Origin of the sequence: Companilactobacillus halodurans (assembly GCF_009600985.1) — a bacterium.
Lineage (GTDB): Bacteria > Bacillota > Bacilli > Lactobacillales > Lactobacillaceae > Companilactobacillus > Companilactobacillus halodurans.
Map to the genome: position 1 here is coordinate 1 of NZ_VDFP01000008.1, position 22,323 is coordinate 22,323.

The window sequence follows — 22,323 nt, forward strand, 5'->3', positions numbered from 1 at the left end:
CTGATTCATGATGCAAGCATCAATCATCAGGAAAGCTCGTTCGACTTGCATGTATTAGGCATGCCGCCAGCGTTCGTCCTGAGCCAGGATCAAACTCTCATATTAAAAGTTTGTGACTCATAAAAAATATTACTAGCGAATTGACTTCGTTGTATTCCAACAAATAAATGTTGGCCTACACAATTTAGTGTTAAAACTTTGTTCAGTTTTCAAAGATCTACCAGCTGATTAAGCGCTTACGCTCATCAGCGACTTAATTAGTTTATCAAGCCGACAAGTTAATGTCAAGAACTTTTTTAAAATAATTTTTCTAACAAGATATCAACGAATTGATAAGATGTTAGGTGATGTCTAACAGACAACTTAATAATCATATCGAAGTTACAAGACCAAGTCAATAACTTTTTTAAAATTATTTGAAGCGATAAAGCCAAGAGATAAACTCGCAAAGCCTTGTCGCCATTGCTCTGTCGCAACAACAAGATATATATATTACCAATTAGATAAGAGGGACGCAACCCTTTTTTACAAAAAAGTTGATTTTTTTGTAAATTAATCAGTCTTACCCTCGTATTTCATAATACTATCACGCTTTTAACCTCTTTGTACACAAAAAGACACCGAAAGCTTCTCTGCTTCCAGTGCCTTTATTTACTTATTAGAACTTAATTCTGGCGCGTCAGTCTGATACAAGTCAAGCATGGACTTATTATCATTTTGTGCTAGTAAACTAGTTCCGTTCTTCTTTTGAGCCTTCTTAAGCTTCTTAAGAGCCTTACTCTTCTTATAAGAGTAATCTTTTGTGTTAACAGTAGTAAATCCTGGTAGTTTATGGAACCTCAATAGATCTCCATTAATAACCCTATCAGATAATGATAGCTCTGTTGTAACCTTATTAGATAATTTAGACTTTTCAGCCTGGGAGATATTCTTATCTACTTTACCAGTCTTTGTATTATAGTACGTACTTCCGACCTTAGTTACTGTTGGCGAGACAAAGTCACCATTTCTAAATGCCACGACTTGCGAGTGTTCACTTGATAACAAGTCACTACCAAATTGAATCATATTCTTATTATCGATTCCAAGAAGATTCAATAGTGTTGGCAAGACATCGATCTCACCACCATAAGTATGGTTAATACCACCTTTTAGTCCATCCATGTGAATCATAAATGGTACACGTTGGTATTGAGCATCATTAAAGTCATTAAATCCTTTAATACCAGTTAACTTAGCCATAGCTTTATTGTGGTTATTGGAAATTCCATAGTGATCACCATATAAGACGACCATACTATTCTTTTCTAAACCGGTTTCTTTAAGCCAATTCATAAATTCACCAATAGACTGATCAAGATAATGAGCTGTTTGGACATACCCATCAACGGTACTGTCACCGGTCTTGGTCTTACTGATACTTTGGTTCTTCTTATCCAAGGTGTAAGGATAGTGATTCGTAACCGTAATCAATTTTGCATAGAAAGGCTGTGGCAATTGCTCGATATACTTAGCCGAATCTTTCAAGAAAATCTTATCCTTCATACCATAGCCAACGTTGTAATCCTTCTTCTGCTTAAAGTAGTTAGAACTAAAGAAGTAATCATAGCCCCATGACTTATAAGTATTATCACGATTCCAAAAACTTGGCACATCCCCATGGAATGAGGCGGTCGTGTATCCATCTTGATCAAGAATTGCTGGAGCAGCTTGGAAGGTACTCGAAGTACCATCCGTAACCATTGCTGATCCTTCTGATAATCCAAAGAGTGAATTCTCAAGCATCAATTCCGCATCAGCTGTTTTACCTTGTCCAACTTGATTAAAGAAATTATCAAAACTCAAGGTATCGTTTTCGTGGTAAATCTTATTCAGATTAGGCGTAACTTCTTGTCCATCCCACTTATAATCAATCATAAATTGTTGCAAACTTTCCAAGTGAATGATGAAGACATTCTTACCCTTTGCAACACCAGAGTATTCAACATTAGGTTGAACATAATTATTCTTCATATATTTTTCAATCGAATCAATATCAGAACTCTTAGCCTGTGATTTAACAGCATTAGTTTTTGTAGTCTTAACCATGTCATAAATATTAAAAACATTTAGACCTAAATACTTCACAATATAATTATTATCGAAAGTTCTAGTCAATAACTGTGACCGATCACTTTCAGCAAGAGTTAAATTAGCTCCGAATAATAAAACTGCTAGAGAACTGACCAAAACTGGAATTCTCCAATTGAGACGTTTGACATCCATTTTAATAACATGGAATGCCAACAATAATATCAATACTAAGACATCAATAAAAACTAGAAAATCAGTCGGTTTGACGATTCCCATAATACTTTTACCCAAGTTATTAGAAACTGAGCCTGAGCCTTTGATCAACACCATTGTTAAAAAGTCTGAAAACTCTCGATAATATAAGATATTCGAGAATAGCCAAACAGTATCCAAGAAGTCAACAATCAAAAGGAAGATATAAGACTTTCTTCCTTTCATGTACAAGGCAATTCCAAATAAAAGCAACATGATAGGAATTGGATTGATAATCATCAAAAATGTTTGGATAGAACCCTTAACGCCTAAATTAAACTTATTTTCATAAGCATAAATAGTTTTCAGGGTATATAAAAATACCGCTAGGATCACAAAACCTAGCCTAGTATTTAAAAAATTAGAAATTGATTTCGTAATACGCTTCATTGTTTTCGCTCCATAGATTTATTAGCAACTTGTTGTTCAATTTTTGGTTTCTTCGAAACAGCAATAATCCCCAAGAACATCCCTAAATAATACGTAATAAATCTCCATAAAAACATTCCCAAAACAAGACCTGAAGGAGAAGGTATAAATCCAGCAAAGAGTGTCTTAAAACTGAATTCTGCCCCACCTGATCCACCAGGAATTGGGAAGATTGAGACAATCATTACAATCATAATATGCATAACTAATACATCAACAATATTTACATGATCACAATTCAATGCCAATAAAACAAAGTAAACTACAAAATAATACAAAAAAAGCTGAACAATCGTTAATAACGACGCTTTGACAACTTTTTTCTTCTCTCGCTTCAAAACTAAACTTTCTTTATAGAAACTGTCAATACTATTTGTAGCTGACTGTAAAATTTTATCACGTTTTTCCTCTTTAAGAAAAAATAAAATCGGTTTCAGAATGATTTGGACCATTTTTTTCGTAAAATCATAATAATACATAATCATTAATAGAAAAGAAATGGTCACAACGTGAATCACCATTCCAAAGACAATCAAGGTCGCTAATCCGGAAAAATGTCTGGCAACGCTTCGAAAACTAACTACCATTGCAATTATGAAGTTGACTAAAACCATTGCTTGATAAATAACAAATTTCATTAGCAAAACTGAACTTGCTCTACCACCATCAATTTTTAATTGCATTAAACCAACTAATTGAGCTGGCTGTCCACCTGAAGAAAAAGGTGTGATTGCATTAAACAAGGCTTGAATAAGTGGAATTCGATACATTTCCCACCAGCCAAATTTTCGATCTTCCTTCTTCTTTAATAAAGTATGCAAAACTAACGCTTCAACGCCATACGACAGTAAAATCGATAAAAAGGCTACTGCAAGCCAAAAATAATTCAAATTCTTAAAAGTCGAAACTAAGGAATTGAAATCAATTTTTCGAGCTTCCCACCAGAAAATACTGATTCCTAACCCCAGCATGACAAAGAGTGCTGCAATTTGTTTTCTATTCATTATCTATCCTGTTTGGCAATTTTATATTGGTCCATATAGAACTCATGCCAAATTTTACTCAAATTATCTTCAGAGTATTGTTTGGAAGCTGCTCGTGATTTTTGCTTGAAATCATTTAAAATAGAACGATTCTGATTAGCTTTATTGATAAAAGCATTCATCTCGGAAAAGCCCTCAGCTTTTTGATAATACCCGTCAATAATTGCTCGATATAAATCAAGGTCACGCAACAAAACAGGTGCCCCGCAACTGAATGCCTCTAGAACTGACATTGGGAACAATTCATCATATGAAGGCAACAAGAAAATATCGCAAATATTATAATAATTCACTAAGTCATTGCGATTGACTATTCCAGTAAACTTCATATTGCTGGGAGCATTTTCAATCATATCTTTATAACGATCATATCCATCAGTAATTTTACCAAAGGAAAAGCCTCCTGCCCAAACAAATTGAATATCAGGATTCATTTCAGCTAAGTGGTAAAAATCATCAATCCCTTTACGCTCTTGAACCTGACCATCGCCAAAGACGACAAATTTATTTTCAGGAATACCGATTTTCTTTCTAAAAGCTGCTTTCTCTTCAGCTGTTTTTTCATAGAAATTATCAGTGGAAACGAAGTTAGGAATATATTTGATTTTCTTTCGATCTAAGCCATGGGCAACCAATTTATCAATAAAGGTTGGATTGACCACGACAATTTGGTCCATACGCTTATAAAAACTAATCACATAATTGTAAAAAATTTTTCTTGCGGGCTTTGGTAAATTAATGCTGCCCTCCAGTGTTTCTGGCAAGAAATGAACATAGCCAATCTTACGTCCGCGTTTCTTAGAAAATGTCGACAAATAAAACTGTGGATCAATTGTGTGATAGTGACTTAAGTCGCTTGCGTGATAATCATTGATCTTAATTTGAAATTCATCGCTAAAGCGTTCTTTTAACAAATTGATCAATTCTAAATACGCACTACCAACGCCTTGTCCAGCTACTTTATCAGCCGATGAAAACATATTTATCTTAATCATTAGAATACTCCTCTGGATCAATTGATGAATCTGAAAGTTTTTCTCTTATGAAGTAATCTTCAGCATGACGATAAAAATCTAATATCGAATTGCCAAATCCATCTGATGAAATGCCATACAATACCTTTTGACGAGCTTCACGATCATCAAAAGACTTGGGATGGTCTAAATAGGTCTTAATTTTAGGTACTAACTGGTCATCTTCGCTGAATGTTACGCCAACTGATGGATCAGTCAGTAATGAATCAGTGTAAGGTGCACTTCTCACAACGATTTTTGTTCCAGAAGCAATTGCCTCAATATAAGTCAAGCCTTGCGATTCTGTATCGCTTGATGATACAAAAAGATTAGCCATATGATAATAAGGCAAAATTTGGTCATGTGCTACTTCGCCGGTAAAAATAACGTTATCGCTAATACCTAAATCTTGAGTCATCTGAACTAATTCATCCATGTCAGGACCATCGCCAACAATAACCAACATAATTTCAGGATTATATTTGAGTAGCTCTGGCATTGACTTCAACATGTGATCAATTTTTTTCTCTAGAGCTATTCGACTTAACATCAAAATCACTGGCGTATCTTCAGAAATACCCAATCGTTCACGAACAGCTGAAGCGTTAACTGGTTTAGTATATTCGGATAAATCGACTCCAGTTGGAATAATTGAAACTGGTGCTTTAATACCATACCTATCCATCGTCTCTTTAACTTGCTTACTTGGAGCAACGACTCCAGAAGCATTTTTTAAAAACAAGCGTGTCATCTGCTTAACGTGATAAGGTTTTAATAAATGTCCATTTAAAACATAGTGCAAATAATCTTCATACATTGTGTGGTATGTGTGAACGAAGGGAATCTTTAATTGCTTAGCAACAAATTTACCCATCATACCTAGTGAAAATTCAGTTTGTGTATGAATTATATCCAATTTTAATTCCTTAGCTAAATCAACCGCATGAAACATTCCCCGAATCGCAATTCTCCGGTCCGTAAACGAAATAAACGGTACACTGGCTAAGCGAAAAATATTAGGTTCAATTGTCTTCTTAGAAACTTTAGGGTCAGTTGTAGTAAAAATATAGACTGAATGACCTTTTCTTTCTAAGTCACTCTTTAATGTCTGGATTGATGTAGCTACCCCACTTACTTGAGGGAAGTATGTATCGGTAAAGATTCCGATATTCATATAAACACATCTCCTCACAATCTTTATAGAATAGATTATAACAAAAAAAAGAGGGAATCACTTCCCTCTCACTGTCTTAATTGATTAATTTGTTGAAATTTTGATTCTGCATCAAGAAATAGAAAATAATTGCGCCGATTGCGACAACAACTAATTCTCCTAATCCAACAGTGACAAAATTTAACCAAAATGGCAAATTCAACACAAAATGTAATTCAGCACCAACGATAATTCCATTTACCACGGCACAAACAACTGGAACAGTCCAGAGCCACTTAACATTTTTAGGAATCTTAGTGATGATCAAGCAAGCGATGGCAGTTGCCAAAGTCCCCAATATCAGATCATATACTCCTAAAGAAGCACTAAAAATGTTCGAAATGAAACAACCAATGATCAATGACCAGCTGTATTTATGATTGAAGAATGGCAACAACATTAATATTTCTGAAACTCGAAATTGAATCTGGCCATACGAAAAAGCTGAAATTACAGGAGCAATCGTCACTGCTACATAAAGTGCAGCAATCAAAGCTAATTGTGTAATATCCCTTGTTTTCAAATTATTCAAAATAAAACCCTCCACTGTTTTAATTAAAGCAGGTTACCAGTGCAAACTGCCTCTAATAGGTTATCTTATTTTGAATCGACTCGCAAGTAACAAAAAAACCACAGCAATCGTCTTTGATTGCTGTAGCGTCTTTGTTTAACTTAATCAATTTCTATTTTAGTGTTCCGCGAGCACGTAATTGTTCATCAATCAAATCCAAAACCTTTTGACGATCTTCAGGGTTTTCAACAAAGTCATACTTGTCGCCATCAATCTTCATCTTTGGACTGTAATCATAATCGTCATACCAGCCATCATAACGGCTAAGCAATTGCTTATAATATTCAGGCAAAGTTGGATCTTGTTCTGGTTGTTCATATGAACGTCCACGTTTTTCGATACGGTGAATCATTGTATCGTAAGAAATATCCAAGTGTACTAATAAGTCAGGTGCTTTTTTTGCAGCAGCATATGGTAATTCTTGCATCATGTTAGCCAATAGTTCATCGTAAACTTTTACTTCTTGTGGAGTGGCTCTTCCCATATCAGCGTTCATATGGAAAAATAGTGAATCTTCATAGATCGAACGGTCTAAGACATTATTATCTTGGACCATCGCTTTCTTGATTGATTCGAAACGTTTGTTCAAAAAGTAAATTTGTAATAAGAATGCATACTTCTTAGGATCCTTATAAAATAGTGGCAAAACGGGGTTATTATCAACCTGTTCATAGAAAGCCTCTGTTCCTAAATGTTCTGATAAAACCGTTGCCAATGAACTTTTTCCGGCTCCAATTGCGCCGCTCAATACGATCATCATTATTCTCCTCCATACCTCATTTAAATATCTTAATTTGTAAAAAAAACAACATTCATAATGATATCACTTCTAATCTATATATTGTATAGATTTCTCAAATTTCACAAGATATGGTGCCTTATGATAGCGGATAATCTCCGATTAATCAGGCTTTTAATTAAATATAAAGTTTTCTTTTTTCTTTTCCCCACCCCCTGTTTAAAAACTATTATTGCCTCTATAATTAGAATTGTATTGAAAAAGAAAGGGGAAGAATAATGGGGAAATATTTACGAAGATTTTTTGTCGTTGCTTTTGCAATATTGGGCTTGATTCTTATTTTCAATAGCCAGACCAATACTACAGAGGCTGCAACTGATTACCAAACTAATGACCTTTTAAGTGGAATGTCGATAGCTCAAAAAGATTATGGTACAGCAAGCGATGTTAATTTAACGCTTGACTGGAAAGTACCTGCAAATACTCAACTGCAAAATGGCGATACTTGGACAGTTGATTTTCCAGATACATTAAAGGTTACTAAAGATGGCGAAAGAATTTCTATCTATGATAGTGATAATAATGTGATTGGTACTGCCGTCCTTAACAAAAGTTCAAATAGTATGACCGTTACTTTCAACGAAAATGTTGAAAATAAAACCGATTTTGCTGGTGAAATCAATATCGGTACCGGAGTTCAACCCGGAAAAGACGCTGTTGTAGGAAACAATGATGTAACGATTGGAAATTTCACTGACAATATGACTTTAGTTTCATCTGATGCCGACTTCTCAAAAAAGGGAGTCATTGGAAAAGATGCCAATGGCAACGCAATTATAACTTGGACGATTCTAGTCAACCGCAATAGCGAAAATTTTCCTAATTTAACGGTCAAAGATTTTATCGACCCTAGTTCTGGACAAACTTACGTTGATGGTACTGTCAATGTTTATGAAGCTTACTGGTCATCACCTGGTTACTATAAGAAAGGTCAATTGCTAAGTAATGGCGACTACAATTTACAAGAAACTTCTGGTAGCGGCTTTACTTTAAATGGACTTTCCAACAATCAATTTTATGCCGTAACTTTCCAAACAAAAATCAATAATCCAGCTGATGCTGAAAATGGAACTAAATTTAAAAACCACGCTGACTTCACATGGGGTGGCGGAACCTCTGGCGAAACTAATTCTGGAGTAGCCGATGGCAGCGTCACTGGAAATAGCAATTCTGGTAGTGGCAATGGTAACGAGATTCTAGGATCGGTGATTTTAACTAAAACTAGTGCCGATGAAAATAATACCCCACTAGCTGGTGCTGTTTATGACCTGTATCAAGAAGGTTCGGATACTCCAATTAAATCAGGTTTAACTACTAATGGAGCTGGTCAAATAAATGTTGGCGAATTAGCAAAGGGCAATTATTACTTCAAAGAAGTAACTCCTCCAACTGGCTATACATTGAACACAGCACAGATTCCATTTACAATTTCTGGAACAACTACCGATGCTGTACATGTCTTCACAACAAATGAACCTGTAAAAGACGATGAAGATAATAATGAAGACAATAATACTGAAGAACCAAATACTGGTGAAGGTAATGATAAGGATGACAATAACGAAGACGTAATTGTTGATCCTGAAAATCCTTCAAGTAACAATGATGAGGAAATAGAAGGAGAAGCAGGTTTGATTACTAATCCCTTTAAACCGGGACAATCCAGCAGCGATTCAGATTCAAAAGCTTCAGATTCAAATACTGCTTTACCACAAACTGGTACTGATTCAGGAATTATTACTTCAATAATTGGACTATTTGTTTTAACGAATCTTATTTATTTTAAACGTCGTAATGTATAATTAAAATTTAAACATTAAAAGGAGACTCCAAAATTAATTTGGAATCTCCTTTTTTAATGTCTTAAAAAGCTCCACCACCGGAACCTCCGCCAAATCCTCCCGAAGATCCGCCACTAAATCCACCAGAACCACCGACAACGCTTGAGGAACCACTGGCTGTGATTGCACTAGTAAATGATGACTGAAAGCCAGTTGAACTGGAGCCAAGAAATCCTCCTGCTCCAATATAAAATGGAATGACCATCGATTGGTCTAATTGCTCAGTACTGAAGTTTAACTTCAATGCCTTAATGACTTTATCTGATACTCCAAAAACGACTGCATAAGGCAAAAACTGCTCCCAGAGAATCACATCCCCGACTTCAGCCATCTTGATATCATCGATATCGTTCAACATTCTCTTAAAAGCACGAATTTGATTAACCTCCACTTCACCTTCATCAGTATACAAAGTAATTTTCTTTTTTAAATACCAATAAATTATCCAAACAGCAATCATTAAGATTACTGCAATTGTACTGAATAATAAGATATGTCGTTCAAACAAAATATTGATCATTATCATAATAAAGAGGATTACATCGCTAGCAATTGCTGCCACACGGAAATTATCCATTATATTAATATTCTTGAAGTCGAGATACTTCTCTCTACCCTCAGCAGCATCCTTGGACCAATTTTCAAAGAGTGTCACAAATTTTTCACTGGAACGAGCCACCCCTTTGATTTGATTCAAGGTAACCGACTCGCCATTTCCAATCTCTTCAATTAAATACTTAAAGAATGCATTAGTTGGTGGTGTCAAGGCGGTTATTTCATAATTTTTGCCATGAATTCCAATTTTCTCGATTTTTAAATGATGTTGACCGACTTCGTACAATAAATCAGCCGTTAAAGCCTGAGCATCAGCTTTATCCGTGTGATTTAAAACTATTTGCGTCATACTTGGCAAAAATTTCGGTTCATCGAAGAAATGATGCAATGGCGTAGGAATAATATGCTTATTAGTAGGATGCTTTTTCAATGAAATGAAGTGATAAAGATAAATTATCAAAATAACTGCAAATCCAAGTATCATCAGGATTCGATAAATCCAAATTTTATGATTTCTTTTTGCATTGGCTGCTTGGGCTAATCTTTTTTCATGTTTTAAAACGGAAGCTTTAGCCTTTTTATTGATGACATTTTTATTGTCAGCAGTCACTGCCGTTGGAAAAATAATATGACTTTCAACAAATTGATTTGAGGGTAAATTATCTATCGTCATTTTAACCTGGCCATTTTTTTGACTAACTTTGGTCGTTCCATTTAAGGGTCCATGCGTCCAGGCTTGCAACTTAGAAACGTTTTTTTGAGGCAAATTGACTTGTAAATCAGCTTTATTTATTTTTTGATCCCAGCCGCTACCAATCATTTTCCAATTCATCTCAGCCGTATCTAAATAATTAGTGATTGCCCCATTCAATTTGTATTTATAAATATAAGTTACTTTTTGAAATGAAACATCGTGATAGACTTTGATATTCACTTGCTTATTACTTTTTGTAACTTTAAAAGTATCGTTTTGTCCAGAATCAGATGCTACTAAGGGTTTAATATCTTGGTCCGAATCTTCATAGTAAACCTGGGGTTTCGACATCCCTTTGATACCCTGAATATCTTGGTTATAGTAGACGCCATGAAAATCACCATTGAATCGATAGGTAACTCGTTGCGTTAAGTCAATGTCGCCATTTTTTAAAATATCAGCATTAGCAAAATATTGCTTAATTGTATAATCGTCAGCTTTTACTGTTGTTGCTGACTGAAAAAAGATAGCCACGCCTAAAACAGCAAAGATAATTCCCCATAGTTTCTTCATTACGCACCCCGTGAAATATTTAATTTAATTTTATCATATCCAAAATTATGACAAAGCACTTAGATAATTTATCCAAATTTTTGGCAAAAAAAAAAGCGATCAATCTAAAGAGATTAATACGCATTCTTAAGAACACGTTGAATTTCTCTTTCTTGATCACGTCTTTTGATTGTTTCACGTTTATCGTATTGCTTCTTACCTTCTGCTACGCCAACCAAAACTTTAGCAAAACCATGTTTCAAATATACTTTCAAAGGTACAACAGTAATTCCCTTTTCCTGAATAGTTGAAGTAATCTTGCGGATTTCTTTTTTGTGCAACAGTAATTTACGATTACGTAATGGGTCATGATTGAACATATTTCCTTGGTCATAAATGCTGATATTAACATTTTCTAACCAAAGTTCACCATTTCTGGCTTGAACGAATCCATCTTTAATATTCATCTTACTGGCACGAACTGATTTGATTTCAGTTCCAGTCAAAGCAATTCCTGCTTCGTAAGTATCCAAAATATTATAATCATGGCGAGCTTTACGATTGTTTGCTACTTCATTAGCAGCTTTTGTATGATGTTTCTTCAAAAGAATCACCGTCTTTCGTATTTACCACGTCTCTTATGGTTATTATTATTGCCGTTTTTACGGTGGTCATTATGACGACCATGTCCACCGCGTCCGCGACCATGTTGATTTGAACGTTTCTTCTTGAACTCAGCTTCACGTTTATCAGCTTGCTCTTGTTCTTCTGGAGTTAAGACTCTTTCAAAGTCGATTTGACGATGTTCAACATCGGCTCTGATAAGTTTGACCTTGATTGGTTGTCCAACTCTAAAGATTTTACCTGTTCCACGACCATGCATGGACATACTCTTCTCATCAAACTCATAGAAGTCATCTTTCATATTTGAAATATGAATCAAACCTTCAACGGTATTGTCGAGTTGAATGAACATCCCAAAACTTGTCACAGAACTGACAACAGCATCAAAAGTATTTCCAACTTGATCAGCCATATATTCAGTCTTCTTCAAATCGTCAACTGCACGTTCAGCATTAACTGAAACACGTTCACGACTTGAAGTATGAGTTGCAATATCGTCCAGTTTATTAGACCACTTAGTTTGTTCTTCATCAGTAAAGCCGTTCTTAGCATAACTGTGAATCATACGGTGAACAGTCAAATCAGGATAACGTCTGATTGGTGAAGTAAAGTGCGTATAGTACTTGGCAGCTAAACCAAAGTGACCAAGAGGTTCGTCGGAATAACGAGCTTGTTGCAAACTTCTCAACAACATAATAGTTACGACTTGTTCTTCAGGTGTTCCGACAACGCTAGCTAAAACATTTTGGAACATCTTAGGTGTGATTTCTTTTAAGTTACCTTTAACCTGAACACCCATTGCGGCTGCGAATTCAAAGAAGTTCTTAACTTTTTCTTCATCGGGCTTTTCGTGGACACGATACAAGAATGGTACGTGTTTAACATTGTAGTGTTCGGCAACAGTTTCGTTAGCGGCCAACATAAATGATTCAATCATCTTTTCAGATGTGCCACGTTCTCTCAACTTAATGTCGATTGGCTTACCGTTTTCATCAACGATGATTTGAGCTTCAGTTTCTTCAAAGTCGATAGCTCCACGTTCATGACGCTTGTTGAACAAGATTTCGTGAAGTTGCGCCATCTCTTTAAGCATTGGAACAACTGGTGCATATTCTTCGTTGAGCAGTTCGTCGCCCTTTAAAATGGCGTTAACGTTGTTGTAAGTCATACGATATTTAGATTGAATGACACTAGGATAAATTTCATGATTAATAACATTACCCTTGTGGTCAATTTCCATTTCACAAGTAAGGGCCAAACGGTCTTCACCCGGATTTAAGGAACAGATACCGTTAGATAGTCTAAATGGAAGCATTGGAATTACTCGATCTACCAAGTAAGTACTTGTACCACGAGCGTAAGCCTCTTGATCTAATGGTGAACCTTCTTTGACATAATGCGTTACATCGGCAATATCTACTTCTAGATGGAAGTTGCCATTTGGCAACATATCTAAACCGACAGCATCATCAAAGTCTTTTGAGTCATCCCCATCGATTGTGATAACCATATTATCAGTTAAATCTTTACGACCAACACGGTCAGAATCTAAGACATGATCAGGAATTTGTTCAGCTTCTTTAAGGACTTCACTTGGAAATTCGGGATTGATATCGTTGTCGACCACGATTGACATGATATCAACACCGGGATCATTTTTATTACCAATGATTTCTAGAGCAGTTCCTTCCATACTTTGAGGGTGCTTGGCATTTGGATATTCATCAATTGATACTTGAACCATATCGCCAATTTGTGGGTGCAAGCCCTTATCGGAAATGAAAATCATGTAAGAAGCAATCTTCTTTTCATGACTTTGAACATAACCGTAATGACCACTCTTTTTAACTTGAGCATCACTATAAGCGTGGAATTCACCAACTGCCTTAGTCAATGAACGTTCTTCAATTTTTATGATTTCACCTTCAGGACCCTTATCTATCCAAGGATTTGAAGGTTTAGTTATCTTAACTTCAACTGTATCTCCATTAACAGCGAACATGGTATTGCTTCTAGCAATAAAGGCATCAGGTTCAACTTCGTCATATCTTACGAAACCAAAACCTTTATCATTACCCTTAAAAGTTCCTTCAACGACAGTTTCTGGTGCAGCCATCTTGAATTCATCCTTATTAGTCAAAGCAATTTTGCTTTCACCTTCTAGGACTGCTAGAGCCTTTACGACACGTTTGAATGCTGATGCCCCGTGCATTCTTAAAATGTCTTCAATTTGTTCAGATTTGTAGCGGCGATCAGGATTACTTCTGAAAACCTCTAATATATCTGCAATTAATTTATTTTCTTTATCTGGCATTTCTATCCTCAATTATTTTCTAAAAAGTTTAAAACATCGCTCTGCAATTGATTATGAGCGTTGTTGATAGTTAAAACATGCCCTGCATTATATAAATGTAGCTGTGATGTTTTAACGTCCTTTGCTACTTCCGTTGCAGCATTGGGATCTACTAATTTATCACTCGTACCTTGACCAATAAAATATGGTCTTTTTATTTCAGCTAGATTATCTGTTACATTTACTGACGCTTTTCTTATCTCCATTAAAAACGAATCTATCTTAGAATCAACAATTCTAAGTTTAGAGTCAATTTCGATATCTGTTAAGCCCTGTTGAACAGAATACACCTTTTTGGCATACGTCATAAAGGCGTTTCTTATATTATTGAACTCTTTATTGTACAAAGGTGAGCCAAATACTCCCCCGCAGACAACGTCATCAAGTTCTTCGATTGCTTGGGTGGCAAAAATAGCCCCTAAAGACAAGCCAAAAACATAGATTTTCGTTTTATTTTCTTGTTTTAAAAAATCAATTGCTGACTTTGTCTGTTGCCACCAGGCTTGTGGAGATCCTTCTTGCAAGATATCTAAAGGTTCAGAAGTTCCATGTCCAACTAACATTGGAGCATAAGCTGTATATCCATTTCTTTCTAAAAACCGACCCAAGAGACGCATATCATTAGATGTCCCTGAAAATGAATGTAACAATAACACTGCACTGGAACCACTGTCAAAATAAAATGGTTTTGGTCTTAGAATTTTCATATAAAGCTCCTTATAACAAAAAACCTCCTGACAAACTTCAGGAGGATAAATTGCTTAGTGAGATGATAAGTAAACTAGTATTAGTGAACATACGAAAAACAATACTAGTAAAACGTAGGTAACCTTAACCATGAAGGCTTCAAAGCCACGTTTCTTCTGGTTGCTGAATAGGTCACCACCACCACCAGATAATGCATTCAAAGCATCTTGTTGCTTTGTAGGTTGCATTAATACGGCAATAATAATCAAAATAGAAACGACTATCAACACTGTTTCGATAATGTTATACACCTGTAAAACCTCCGTTCATGGTGTCTAAAAGCTGAAATCACTCCTAAAACAATAACATAAAAGCAGTCAAATTTCTAGTTAATTCCATTAATCAAATCTTTCAGCTTCCTAGCTATTTTAGCACGTTGACCAGCGTTGACCATAAAGATAATTCTATCGCCAGCTTTGATCAGAGTATCGCCACGAGGTATCAATTGTTGCTCGCCACGATAGACTGCAACTACCAAGATATTCTTAGGAAACGGAATATCTCGAATGTATTTACCATCGATTGAACTGCCCTCATAAATTGGCACTTCCAAACGGTCATTGAATTTGCTGACCCGATTTAAATACTTCGAATTAATCTTGAGACGTTCTTTTAAGGCTTCATAAATTGGTGCCCCATTCATCAAATCGACCACAATATAAGCAACTAATGACAAAACGGCTAAAGGCATCAAATGTTTTAATGACCCAACCATTTCTGTGACTAAGATAATTGCTGTAAATGGCGCTTTACTGATACAAGCAAAGTATCCAGCCATTGCAAAAATAATCAGATTGCTTTCAAAATAAATTGGCAACAAACCTATTTGATTCATAAAAACAGCATAAATAGCACCAATGATGGCACCTAAATTCAGAATCGGTAAGAAAATTCCTCCAGGTAATCCAGAACCATATGAAATCAATGAAAAAATAAATCTCATAACTAACAGACCAACCAAGAGTAACAAACTCGTACCATATTTATCAAGATTGATGATAACAGAGTTACCGCCACCGATAAATTGGGGAACCAGCATCCCTAATGGAACAATCAACAATAGAGGAATTATCCCATGGATATATCTAGGTAAACGTGTTTTAGCAAAAATTGAAGGCATTGATAAAGTACCGACTTGGTAAAGTCTTCCCATCAAACCTAAGATGATTCCTAAAACAATCAAATGCCAATAATATTTAACTGGCAAACTGTATTGGTAAGGTACTTGTAAAACAGGTTCCAATCCAAAAACGTATAAAGCCACCAAATTGGCACTGACGGCACTGGCCAAGGAAGTTATCCACACTAGTGGTGAAAAATTATGATAGACTTCTTCCAAGACAAACATTGCTCCAGCAATTGGGGCACTGAAAGCTGCAGCTAATCCAGCTGCTGAACCACTGGCAATCAAGACACGTTGGTTAACGCCGACATTATCATGCGTTAAGTCACCGATTCCTTGACCAACTGATGCTCCTAATTGAATCGATGGTCCTTCACGTCCAAGAAATAATCCTGGACCGATACTCAAAATACCACCGACGAACTTTCTCCACAAAATCGACCACCAATTAAGTTTCATTTCTCCACCTAATTGAGCTTCAACTTGTGGAATACCTGAACCCGAAATATTGGGTTCTTTTTTAATCAAAAATCCTACAAAAACAGCAATAACAACCATCAACACTAACAAAGCAATGATTAAAAGCGCATTAGTTCTAGCTGCAATGTAAATATCCTGATAAATTTTTAGGGATTTCGCAATCGACCAGCGAAATAAACTGACGATGACCCCTGAAATTATTCCAACTAAAACTCCCTCAAGCGTTAGTCTTACTTTTTCATTATCAGTAATTGTTATCCTCATTATAACTCCCTACATATCTAGCTTTGGAACATTGTAGATTGAAGGTGATGGTTCGTAAAAACCAGCTTCCAATAATTCCATATCTGTTAAAATTTCTTTATTGCTTACTAAACGTGGCTTATGATTGACTAATGTCTGATAGACAGAATCGTAGTACAAACCGTAGTCACCTAGTGGCGTTTTAATTTGTTTCTTAATCCAGTCGCCATTGGAATTTCTATATTTAGCAATTCCGTAATACATAGGACTGTCTTCACCAAAGCCATCAGTTCCTGGCATGATACCAGCTTTCAAGTCATTTTCCTGCTGGTCGGCACCATATTTGATAAAGGAACCATTCATACCCTGAATTATAAAACGAGGATATTCTTGAGCTACATCTGTGCTGACTTTGATTTTAGCTTTCATCTTTTGACCATAGTGCAAGTCGACATCAAAATAGTTATCCACAGCATCTTCAACTTCGGTATTGCGAATATCGTAAACCACTTGGTCAGGCCGACCAAACAAAGCGACCATACGATCCATCAAATGGATTCCTAAACCGTAGAACTCGCCTTGTTCCTTAGTCCCCTTACCGTTAACAGTATTAGGACGGTAATAGTCAATGTGTGACTCAACTTCAACTATATCACCTAAAAAGCCTTGCTCAATAACTTTTTTAGCTGCCAAGTAATCGCCATCGAAACGACGATTTTGATAAGGCATAACTAAGACGTTATTTTCTTGACCTAATTTAATCAATTCTTTGGCATGATCTAAGGTGTCGACAAATGGCTTTTCAACGATAACTGATTTGTGAGCTTCAATAACGCTCTTAGCCAAATCATAATGAGTTTTGGCTGGAGTACAGATGGTTACCAAATCAATTTCTGAATCATTTAGAATGTCGTTTAAATCATTAGTAAATTTAACTCCCTTTTCTTTATAAGGTTTCGCTAGAGATTCATTAGGAGCTTTTCTGGTATAAACGGTCTTTAATTCAAACTTGTCTCTAATATTTAGGTATGGCAAATGATAACGATTAGCTGATTTACCAAAACCGATAAATGCAATTTTAAGTGTCATTTAATATTACCTCCAACAATATATTTATATTGTACAAAAAAAACAGCCCAGAGGGCTGTTTTATTCAACTACACATTTGTAATTATTTCTTTAGGTTGTAGAAGCAATTGCCACCCTTGTATTCTGCTTGGTCACCAAGTTGATCTTCAATTCTCATCAATTGGTTGTACTTAGCAATACGGTCAGTACGGCTCATTGAACCGGTCTTGATTTGTCCTGCGTTTGTAGCAACAACAAAGTCAGCAATAGTTGTATCTTCAGTTTCACCTGAACGGTGTGAAACGATAGCTGTGTAACCAGCTTCTTTAGCCATTTCGATAGCTTCAAATGTTTCTGTAAGTGTACCGATTTGGTTAAGCTTGATAAGGATTGAGTTTGAGACTCCCATTTCAATACCTTTCTTCAAGTAGTCAGTGTTTGTAACGAACAAGTCATCACCAACAATTTGTACTTTCTTACCAAGAACCTTAGTAGCTTTTTGCCAGTCTTCCCATTCGTTTTCATCGATAGGATCTTCGATTGTAACAACTGGGTACTTGTCAACGATACCATCAAGCAAGTCGATAAGTTCGTCAGCAGTTAAGCTAGCACCGTTTTCGCCTTCACCCTTAAGGTTGTATTTCTTTGTATCAGCGTCGTAGAATTCTGATGAAGCAACATCAAAACCAATAGCAACGTCGTCACCAGGCTTGTAACCTGCTTTTTCGATAGCTTCAACAAGAATCTTGAATGGAGCTTCGTTGTTTTCAAGGTCAGGAGCGAATCCACCTTCATCACCAACGGCTGTGTTCAAGCCACGGCTTTCAAGAACAGCTTTAAGTGAGTGGAATGTTTCTGAACCCATACGTACGGCTTCACGCATTGATTTTGCACCAACGGGCATAATCATGAATTCTTGGAAGTCAACGTTGTTGTCAGCATGCTTACCACCATTGATAACGTTCATCATAGGTGTTGGCATAACGTGACCATTAGGACCACCAAGGTATTCGTACAATGGAAGACCTAATTCGTCAGCAGCAGCACGTGCAGCAGCCAATGAAACACCAAGAATAGCATTAGCACCAAGAGTAGCTTTGTTTGGTGTACCATCCAAGTCGATCATAGCTTGATCAATAGCACGTTGGTCAGTAACATCCATACCGATAACTTTTTTAGCGATTTTATCGTTAACGTTAGCAACGGCTTTAAGAACACCTTTACCACCAAAACGTGATTTGTCGCCATCACGTAATTCGACAGCTTCGTGTTCACCAGTTGAAGCACCTGATGGAACAAGTGCGCGGCCAAAGCCACCTAGTTCAGTATATAGTTCAACTTCAACAGTTGGGTTACCACGTGAATCAAGAACTTCACGGCCTAAAATATCAGTAATTACAGACATATTTTAAATTTCTCCTTTATGATTTAATACAACCTAATTTTAACCTTTTTGGCACTTAAAATAAATAACTTAATAAAAGTTATTACTTATTATAGTTAACCAAAGCTAAGAATGATTCAGGGTCCATGCTGGCACCACCAACAAGTCCACCATCAATATCTTCTTTAGCCATTAATTCTTTAACATTAGCTGGTTTTACAGAACCACCGTAAAGAATTCTTACTTTATCAGCAGTATCTGCATCGTACAAGCTAGCAATCTTTTCACGGATTACGTGAACCATTTCTTGTGCTTGATCAGCAGTAGCAGTCTTGCCAGTACCGATAGCCCAGATTGGTTCGTAAGCGATAACTGATTTAACTAAGTCGTCAGCAGAAATACCTTTAACAGCATTTTCGATTTGACCAGTTACCCAGTCTTCAGCTTTTCCGGCTTCACGTTGTTCTAGTGTTTCACCACAACAAATGATTGGGAACATGTTGTTCTTTAAGATAGCATGTGCTTTCTTGTTGATGTCTTCATCAGTTTCCTTGAAGTATTGTCTTCTTTCTGAGTGACCGATGATTACATAGTCAAGACCCATTTCGTCAAGTGCTTTAGGTGAAGTTTCACCAGTAAATGCACCTGCATCTTCGAAGTATGAGTTTTCAGCAGCAGTCTTTAAAGGTGTACCTTCAGCACCAGCAACAAGTGTTGTCAAGTCGATAGCTGGAGCACCGATAATAGCTTCTACGCCAGATTCTGGCAATTTGCCTTTGATGCCGTCTAAGAATTCTTGGGTTTCTTTAGGATTTTTGTTCATCTTCCAGTTACCCGCAATAATAGGTGTACGCATAAATTAATTCTCCTTGTGAAAAATAATTATTTATCTGAAATTGAGTCAATACCAGGTAATACTTTACCTTCAAGGTATTCTAGTGATGCACCACCACCAGTTGAGATGTGTGTAAGCTTGTCAGCAATACCAAGGCTCTTAGCAGCAGCAGTTGAGTCACCACCACCAACGATAGTAATAGCATCTGATAAGTTACCCATAGCACGTCCAACTTCAAGTGTACCTTCAGCGAACTTGCTCATTTCGAATGCACCCATTGGTCCATTCCATACAACAGTCTTTGCACCATTTAATTTATCTTGGAACAATTTAACTGTCTTAGGTCCGATATCAAGAGCCATTTCGTCATCAGGAATATCAACGCCATCAGTAGTTGTTGCATCAGCATCATTAGAGAATTCTTTAGCAACGATGTGGTCTACAGGAAGTACGATCTTGTCGCCAGCTTTTTGAAGGAGGTCCTTAGCTAGGTCAACTTTGTCAGCTTCGAATAGTGACTTACCAATCTTGTGGCCTTGTGCAGCCAAGAATGTGTATGCCATACCACCACCGATTAAGATGTGGTCTGATTTTGGAATTAAGTTTTCAATAACACCGATCTTATCTGAAACCTTAGCACCACCAAGAATAGTTACGAATGGGTGTACAGGATTGTCAACGGCATTACCTAAGAACTTGATTTCCTTTTCCATCAAGAATCCAGCAGCAACTGGCTTGCCAGCAGCCTTCATGGCTGTTGAAATACCAACGTTTGAAGCATGGCTTCTGTGGGCTGTACCGAATGCATCGTTGATAAATACGTCACCAAGTGATGCCCAGTATTCGCCAAGTTTAGGATCGTTCTTGCTTTCACGTTTACCAAAGTCATTATCGATATCTTGGAAACGAGTGTTTTCCATAAGTAGGATGTCGCCATCATTTAGTTCGTTGATAGCATCTTCAAGTTCTTTACCTTCGTTAGTTGGTACGAACTTAACTGACAAACCACTTAATTCTTGAAGTTTAGCAGCAACTGGCTTCAATGATAAAGCTTTCTTGTCTTCGTCACTCTTAATACGACCCAAGTGAGAAAGTAAGATAACCTTTCCACCATGTTCTGAAACATATTTGATTGTTGGGATAGCACCAACGATACGGTTAGTATCGCCGACAACACCATCTTTGATAGGAACGTTGAAATCAACACGCATCAAGACTTTTTTGTCTTTTACGTCAACGTCAGAAACAATAAGTTTTGCCATTATAAATCCTCCAATATTTTCCTTAAAAAAAGGCGGAAGGAGTTTCCTCCCTCCGCCAATTTAAATCACACTAAATTAGGTTTTTGCGATTACATGTAGATTAAATAATTAGTCCAATGTAGCAAATTTTTCAAGTGTACGAACCATTTGTGCAGTGAAACCTGATTCGTTATCATACCATGCAACAGTCTTAACAACTTGGCCATCACCTGAACCAACAACTTGTGTTTGTGTTGGGTCAAATACTGAACCAAATGAAGTACCGATGATATCTGATGAAACGATTTGGTCATCATTGTAACCGAATGATTCATTGTTTTCTGTTCTCTTCTTGATAGCTGCGTTAACATCGTCAACTGTAACTTCTTTGTCAAGAGTTGCAACTAATTCTGTCAATGAACCTGTGATAACAGGTACACGTTGTGCGTGTCCATCAAGCTTACCCTTAAGTGCAGGAACAACAAGACCCATGGCCTTAGCAGCACCAGTTGAGTGAGGGATGATGTTTGCAGCAGCAGCACGTGCAGCACGAACATTACCTTTACGTTCTGGACCATCTTGAAGTTTTTGTGTAGCTGTGTATGCGTGGATTGTTGTCATTGTACCAGCTTTGATACCGAAAGCTTTGTTTACAGTATCAGCAAGTGGTGCAAGACAGTTTGTTGTACATGAACCAGCTGAAGCGATCTTAACATCCTTTGTTAGGACATCTTCGTTAACACCGTAAACAACTGTAGGCATGTCACCTGATGGAGCTGAGATCAATACACGTTTTGCACCGGCATCGATGTGAGCTTGTGCTTTTTCTTGTGATGTGTAGAAACCAGTACATTCAAGAACGATGTCAACACCGTCGTTAGCAACCCATTTAAGGTCTGCAGCGTTCATTTCTGCGTATACAGGGATCTTCTTACCATCAACAACGATAGCACTTTCTTCAGCTGTAATAGCATCTGTCTTGAAGTTACCGTGAGCTGTATCATACTTCAACAAGTGTGCAAGCATAGCAGGTGAAGTTAAATCGTTAATAGCAACAACTTCCAAATCTGTTTTGCCTTCTGCTTGAAGAGCAGCGATACGGCGGAAAGCCAAACGACCGATACGGCCAAATCCATTAATACCAACTTTTGTAGTCATACAAAAATTCCTCCTTCAGGAAATCAAAAAAA

18 protein-coding genes and 1 rRNA gene are annotated in these 22,323 nt (G+C 36.7%); 1 reads left to right on the forward strand and 18 read right to left on the reverse strand.

The genetic code is table 11. The annotated features are described in order from the left end of the window. From FHL06_RS05270 to FHL06_RS05300, 7 genes are all read right to left on the reverse strand, one after another. Positions 1-105: ribosomal RNA gene (locus FHL06_RS05270) — 16S ribosomal RNA — on the reverse strand; the annotation flags it as partial. Between the two features lie 546 nt (positions 106-651). Next, entirely contained in the window at positions 652-2,715 is a 2,064-nt protein-coding gene (locus FHL06_RS05275) for an LTA synthase family protein (protein WP_153385188.1), read from the reverse strand. After that, positions 2,712-3,758 carry a lysylphosphatidylglycerol synthase transmembrane domain-containing protein gene (locus FHL06_RS05280; protein ID WP_153385189.1) on the reverse strand — a complete coding sequence of 349 codons (1,047 nt, stop codon included), beginning with the start codon at positions 3,756-3,758 and terminating at the stop codon, positions 2,712-2,714. Before FHL06_RS05280 ends, FHL06_RS05275 begins: the two co-directional genes overlap by 4 nt. Further along, positions 3,758-4,792: a glycosyltransferase family 4 protein gene (locus FHL06_RS05285; RefSeq protein WP_153385190.1), complete on the reverse strand. Its 1,035-nt coding sequence runs from the start codon at positions 4,790-4,792 to the stop codon at positions 3,758-3,760. Before FHL06_RS05285 ends, FHL06_RS05280 begins: the two co-directional genes overlap by 1 nt. Beyond that, positions 4,785-5,984, reverse strand: a complete 1,200-nt coding sequence (locus FHL06_RS05290) for a glycosyltransferase family 4 protein (RefSeq protein WP_153385191.1) — start codon at positions 5,982-5,984, stop codon at positions 4,785-4,787. The genes FHL06_RS05285 and FHL06_RS05290 overlap by 8 nt, the downstream gene beginning before the upstream one ends. Before the next feature lie 76 nt (positions 5,985-6,060). Beyond that, positions 6,061-6,555 (reverse strand): QueT transporter family protein, encoded by a 495-nt coding sequence (locus FHL06_RS05295; RefSeq protein WP_153385192.1) that lies wholly within the window; start codon positions 6,553-6,555, stop codon positions 6,061-6,063. A 151-nt stretch (positions 6,556-6,706) separates the two neighbouring features. Next, positions 6,707-7,351: a deoxynucleoside kinase gene (locus FHL06_RS05300; RefSeq protein WP_153385271.1), complete on the reverse strand. Its 645-nt coding sequence runs from the start codon at positions 7,349-7,351 to the stop codon at positions 6,707-6,709. 260 nt (positions 7,352-7,611) lie between these two features. On the opposite strand from FHL06_RS05300, the gene FHL06_RS05305 reads away from it, so the two are divergent. Next, a complete protein-coding gene (locus FHL06_RS05305) occupies positions 7,612-9,195 on the forward strand; it encodes an Ig-like domain-containing protein (RefSeq protein ID WP_153385193.1) in 1,584 nt (527 codons plus the stop codon). Between the two features lie 61 nt (positions 9,196-9,256). On the opposite strand, the gene FHL06_RS05310 is transcribed toward FHL06_RS05305, so the two are convergent. From FHL06_RS05310 to gap, 11 genes are all read right to left on the reverse strand, one after another. Further along, positions 9,257-11,056, reverse strand: coding sequence for a DUF2207 domain-containing protein (locus tag FHL06_RS05310; RefSeq protein WP_153385194.1), 1,800 nt, complete (start codon positions 11,054-11,056; stop codon positions 9,257-9,259). Positions 11,057-11,169: 113 nt separating this feature from the next. Further along, a complete protein-coding gene (gene smpB / locus FHL06_RS05315) occupies positions 11,170-11,646 on the reverse strand; it encodes an SsrA-binding protein SmpB (protein WP_162000265.1) in 477 nt (158 codons plus the stop codon). Beyond that, positions 11,646-13,973: a ribonuclease R gene (gene rnr / locus FHL06_RS05320; RefSeq protein ID WP_153385196.1), complete on the reverse strand. Its 2,328-nt coding sequence runs from the start codon at positions 13,971-13,973 to the stop codon at positions 11,646-11,648. Before rnr ends, smpB begins: the two co-directional genes overlap by 1 nt. A gap of 8 nt (positions 13,974-13,981) precedes the next feature. Continuing rightward, entirely contained in the window at positions 13,982-14,719 is a 738-nt protein-coding gene (locus FHL06_RS05325; protein ID WP_153385197.1) for an alpha/beta hydrolase, read from the reverse strand. Positions 14,720-14,773: 54 nt separating this feature from the next. Then, positions 14,774-15,010, reverse strand: a complete 237-nt coding sequence (gene secG / locus FHL06_RS05330) for a preprotein translocase subunit SecG (protein ID WP_162000264.1) — start codon at positions 15,008-15,010, stop codon at positions 14,774-14,776. A gap of 74 nt (positions 15,011-15,084) precedes the next feature. Beyond that, the gene (locus tag FHL06_RS05335; RefSeq protein WP_153385198.1) at positions 15,085-16,626 is read right to left on the reverse strand and encodes a ClC family H(+)/Cl(-) exchange transporter; all 1,542 of its coding nucleotides are present in this window, start codon (positions 16,624-16,626) and stop codon (positions 15,085-15,087) included. 9 nt (positions 16,627-16,635) lie between these two features. Beyond that, positions 16,636-17,694 (reverse strand): oxidoreductase, encoded by a 1,059-nt coding sequence (locus tag FHL06_RS05340; protein WP_153385199.1) that lies wholly within the window; start codon positions 17,692-17,694, stop codon positions 16,636-16,638. A gap of 82 nt (positions 17,695-17,776) precedes the next feature. Next, positions 17,777-19,078: a phosphopyruvate hydratase gene (gene eno, locus FHL06_RS05345; RefSeq protein ID WP_153385200.1), complete on the reverse strand. Its 1,302-nt coding sequence runs from the start codon at positions 19,076-19,078 to the stop codon at positions 17,777-17,779. A gap of 82 nt (positions 19,079-19,160) precedes the next feature. Next, a complete protein-coding gene (gene tpiA / locus FHL06_RS05350) occupies positions 19,161-19,913 on the reverse strand; it encodes a triose-phosphate isomerase (protein WP_153385201.1) in 753 nt (250 codons plus the stop codon). Positions 19,914-19,939: 26 nt separating this feature from the next. Continuing rightward, positions 19,940-21,154, reverse strand: coding sequence for a phosphoglycerate kinase (locus FHL06_RS05355; RefSeq protein ID WP_153385202.1), 1,215 nt, complete (start codon positions 21,152-21,154; stop codon positions 19,940-19,942). Positions 21,155-21,262: 108 nt separating this feature from the next. After that, the gene (gap, locus tag FHL06_RS05360; RefSeq protein ID WP_153385203.1) at positions 21,263-22,291 is read right to left on the reverse strand and encodes a type I glyceraldehyde-3-phosphate dehydrogenase; all 1,029 of its coding nucleotides are present in this window, start codon (positions 22,289-22,291) and stop codon (positions 21,263-21,265) included. Between the last annotated feature and the right edge of the window lie 32 nt (positions 22,292-22,323).

Excerpts from the sequence above, each read along its gene's own strand:
- FHL06_RS05275 (WP_153385188.1), bottom strand. The coding sequence starts at position 2,715 with ATGAAGCGTATTACGAAATCAATTTCTAATTTTTTAAATACTAGGCTA.
- FHL06_RS05280 (WP_153385189.1), bottom strand. The coding sequence starts at position 3,758 with ATGAATAGAAAACAAATTGCAGCACTCTTTGTCATGCTGGGGTTAGGA.
- FHL06_RS05285 (WP_153385190.1), bottom strand. The coding sequence starts at position 4,792 with ATGATTAAGATAAATATGTTTTCATCGGCTGATAAAGTAGCTGGACAA.
- FHL06_RS05290 (WP_153385191.1), bottom strand. The coding sequence starts at position 5,984 with ATGAATATCGGAATCTTTACCGATACATACTTCCCTCAAGTAAGTGGG.
- FHL06_RS05300 (WP_153385271.1), bottom strand. The coding sequence starts at position 7,351 with ATGATCGTATTGAGCGGCGCAATTGGAGCCGGAAAAAGTTCATTGGCA.
- FHL06_RS05305 (WP_153385193.1), top strand. The coding sequence starts at position 7,612 with ATGGGGAAATATTTACGAAGATTTTTTGTCGTTGCTTTTGCAATATTG.
- FHL06_RS05310 (WP_153385194.1), bottom strand. The coding sequence starts at position 11,056 with ATGAAGAAACTATGGGGAATTATCTTTGCTGTTTTAGGCGTGGCTATC.
- rnr (WP_153385196.1), bottom strand. The coding sequence starts at position 13,973 with ATGCCAGATAAAGAAAATAAATTAATTGCAGATATATTAGAGGTTTTC.
- FHL06_RS05325 (WP_153385197.1), bottom strand. The coding sequence starts at position 14,719 with ATGAAAATTCTAAGACCAAAACCATTTTATTTTGACAGTGGTTCCAGT.
- FHL06_RS05335 (WP_153385198.1), bottom strand. The coding sequence starts at position 16,626 with ATGAGGATAACAATTACTGATAATGAAAAAGTAAGACTAACGCTTGAG.
- FHL06_RS05340 (WP_153385199.1), bottom strand. The coding sequence starts at position 17,694 with ATGACACTTAAAATTGCATTTATCGGTTTTGGTAAATCAGCTAATCGT.
- eno (WP_153385200.1), bottom strand. The coding sequence starts at position 19,078 with ATGTCTGTAATTACTGATATTTTAGGCCGTGAAGTTCTTGATTCACGT.
- tpiA (WP_153385201.1), bottom strand. The coding sequence starts at position 19,913 with ATGCGTACACCTATTATTGCGGGTAACTGGAAGATGAACAAAAATCCT.
- FHL06_RS05355 (WP_153385202.1), bottom strand. The coding sequence starts at position 21,154 with ATGGCAAAACTTATTGTTTCTGACGTTGACGTAAAAGACAAAAAAGTC.
- gap (WP_153385203.1), bottom strand. The coding sequence starts at position 22,291 with ATGACTACAAAAGTTGGTATTAATGGATTTGGCCGTATCGGTCGTTTG.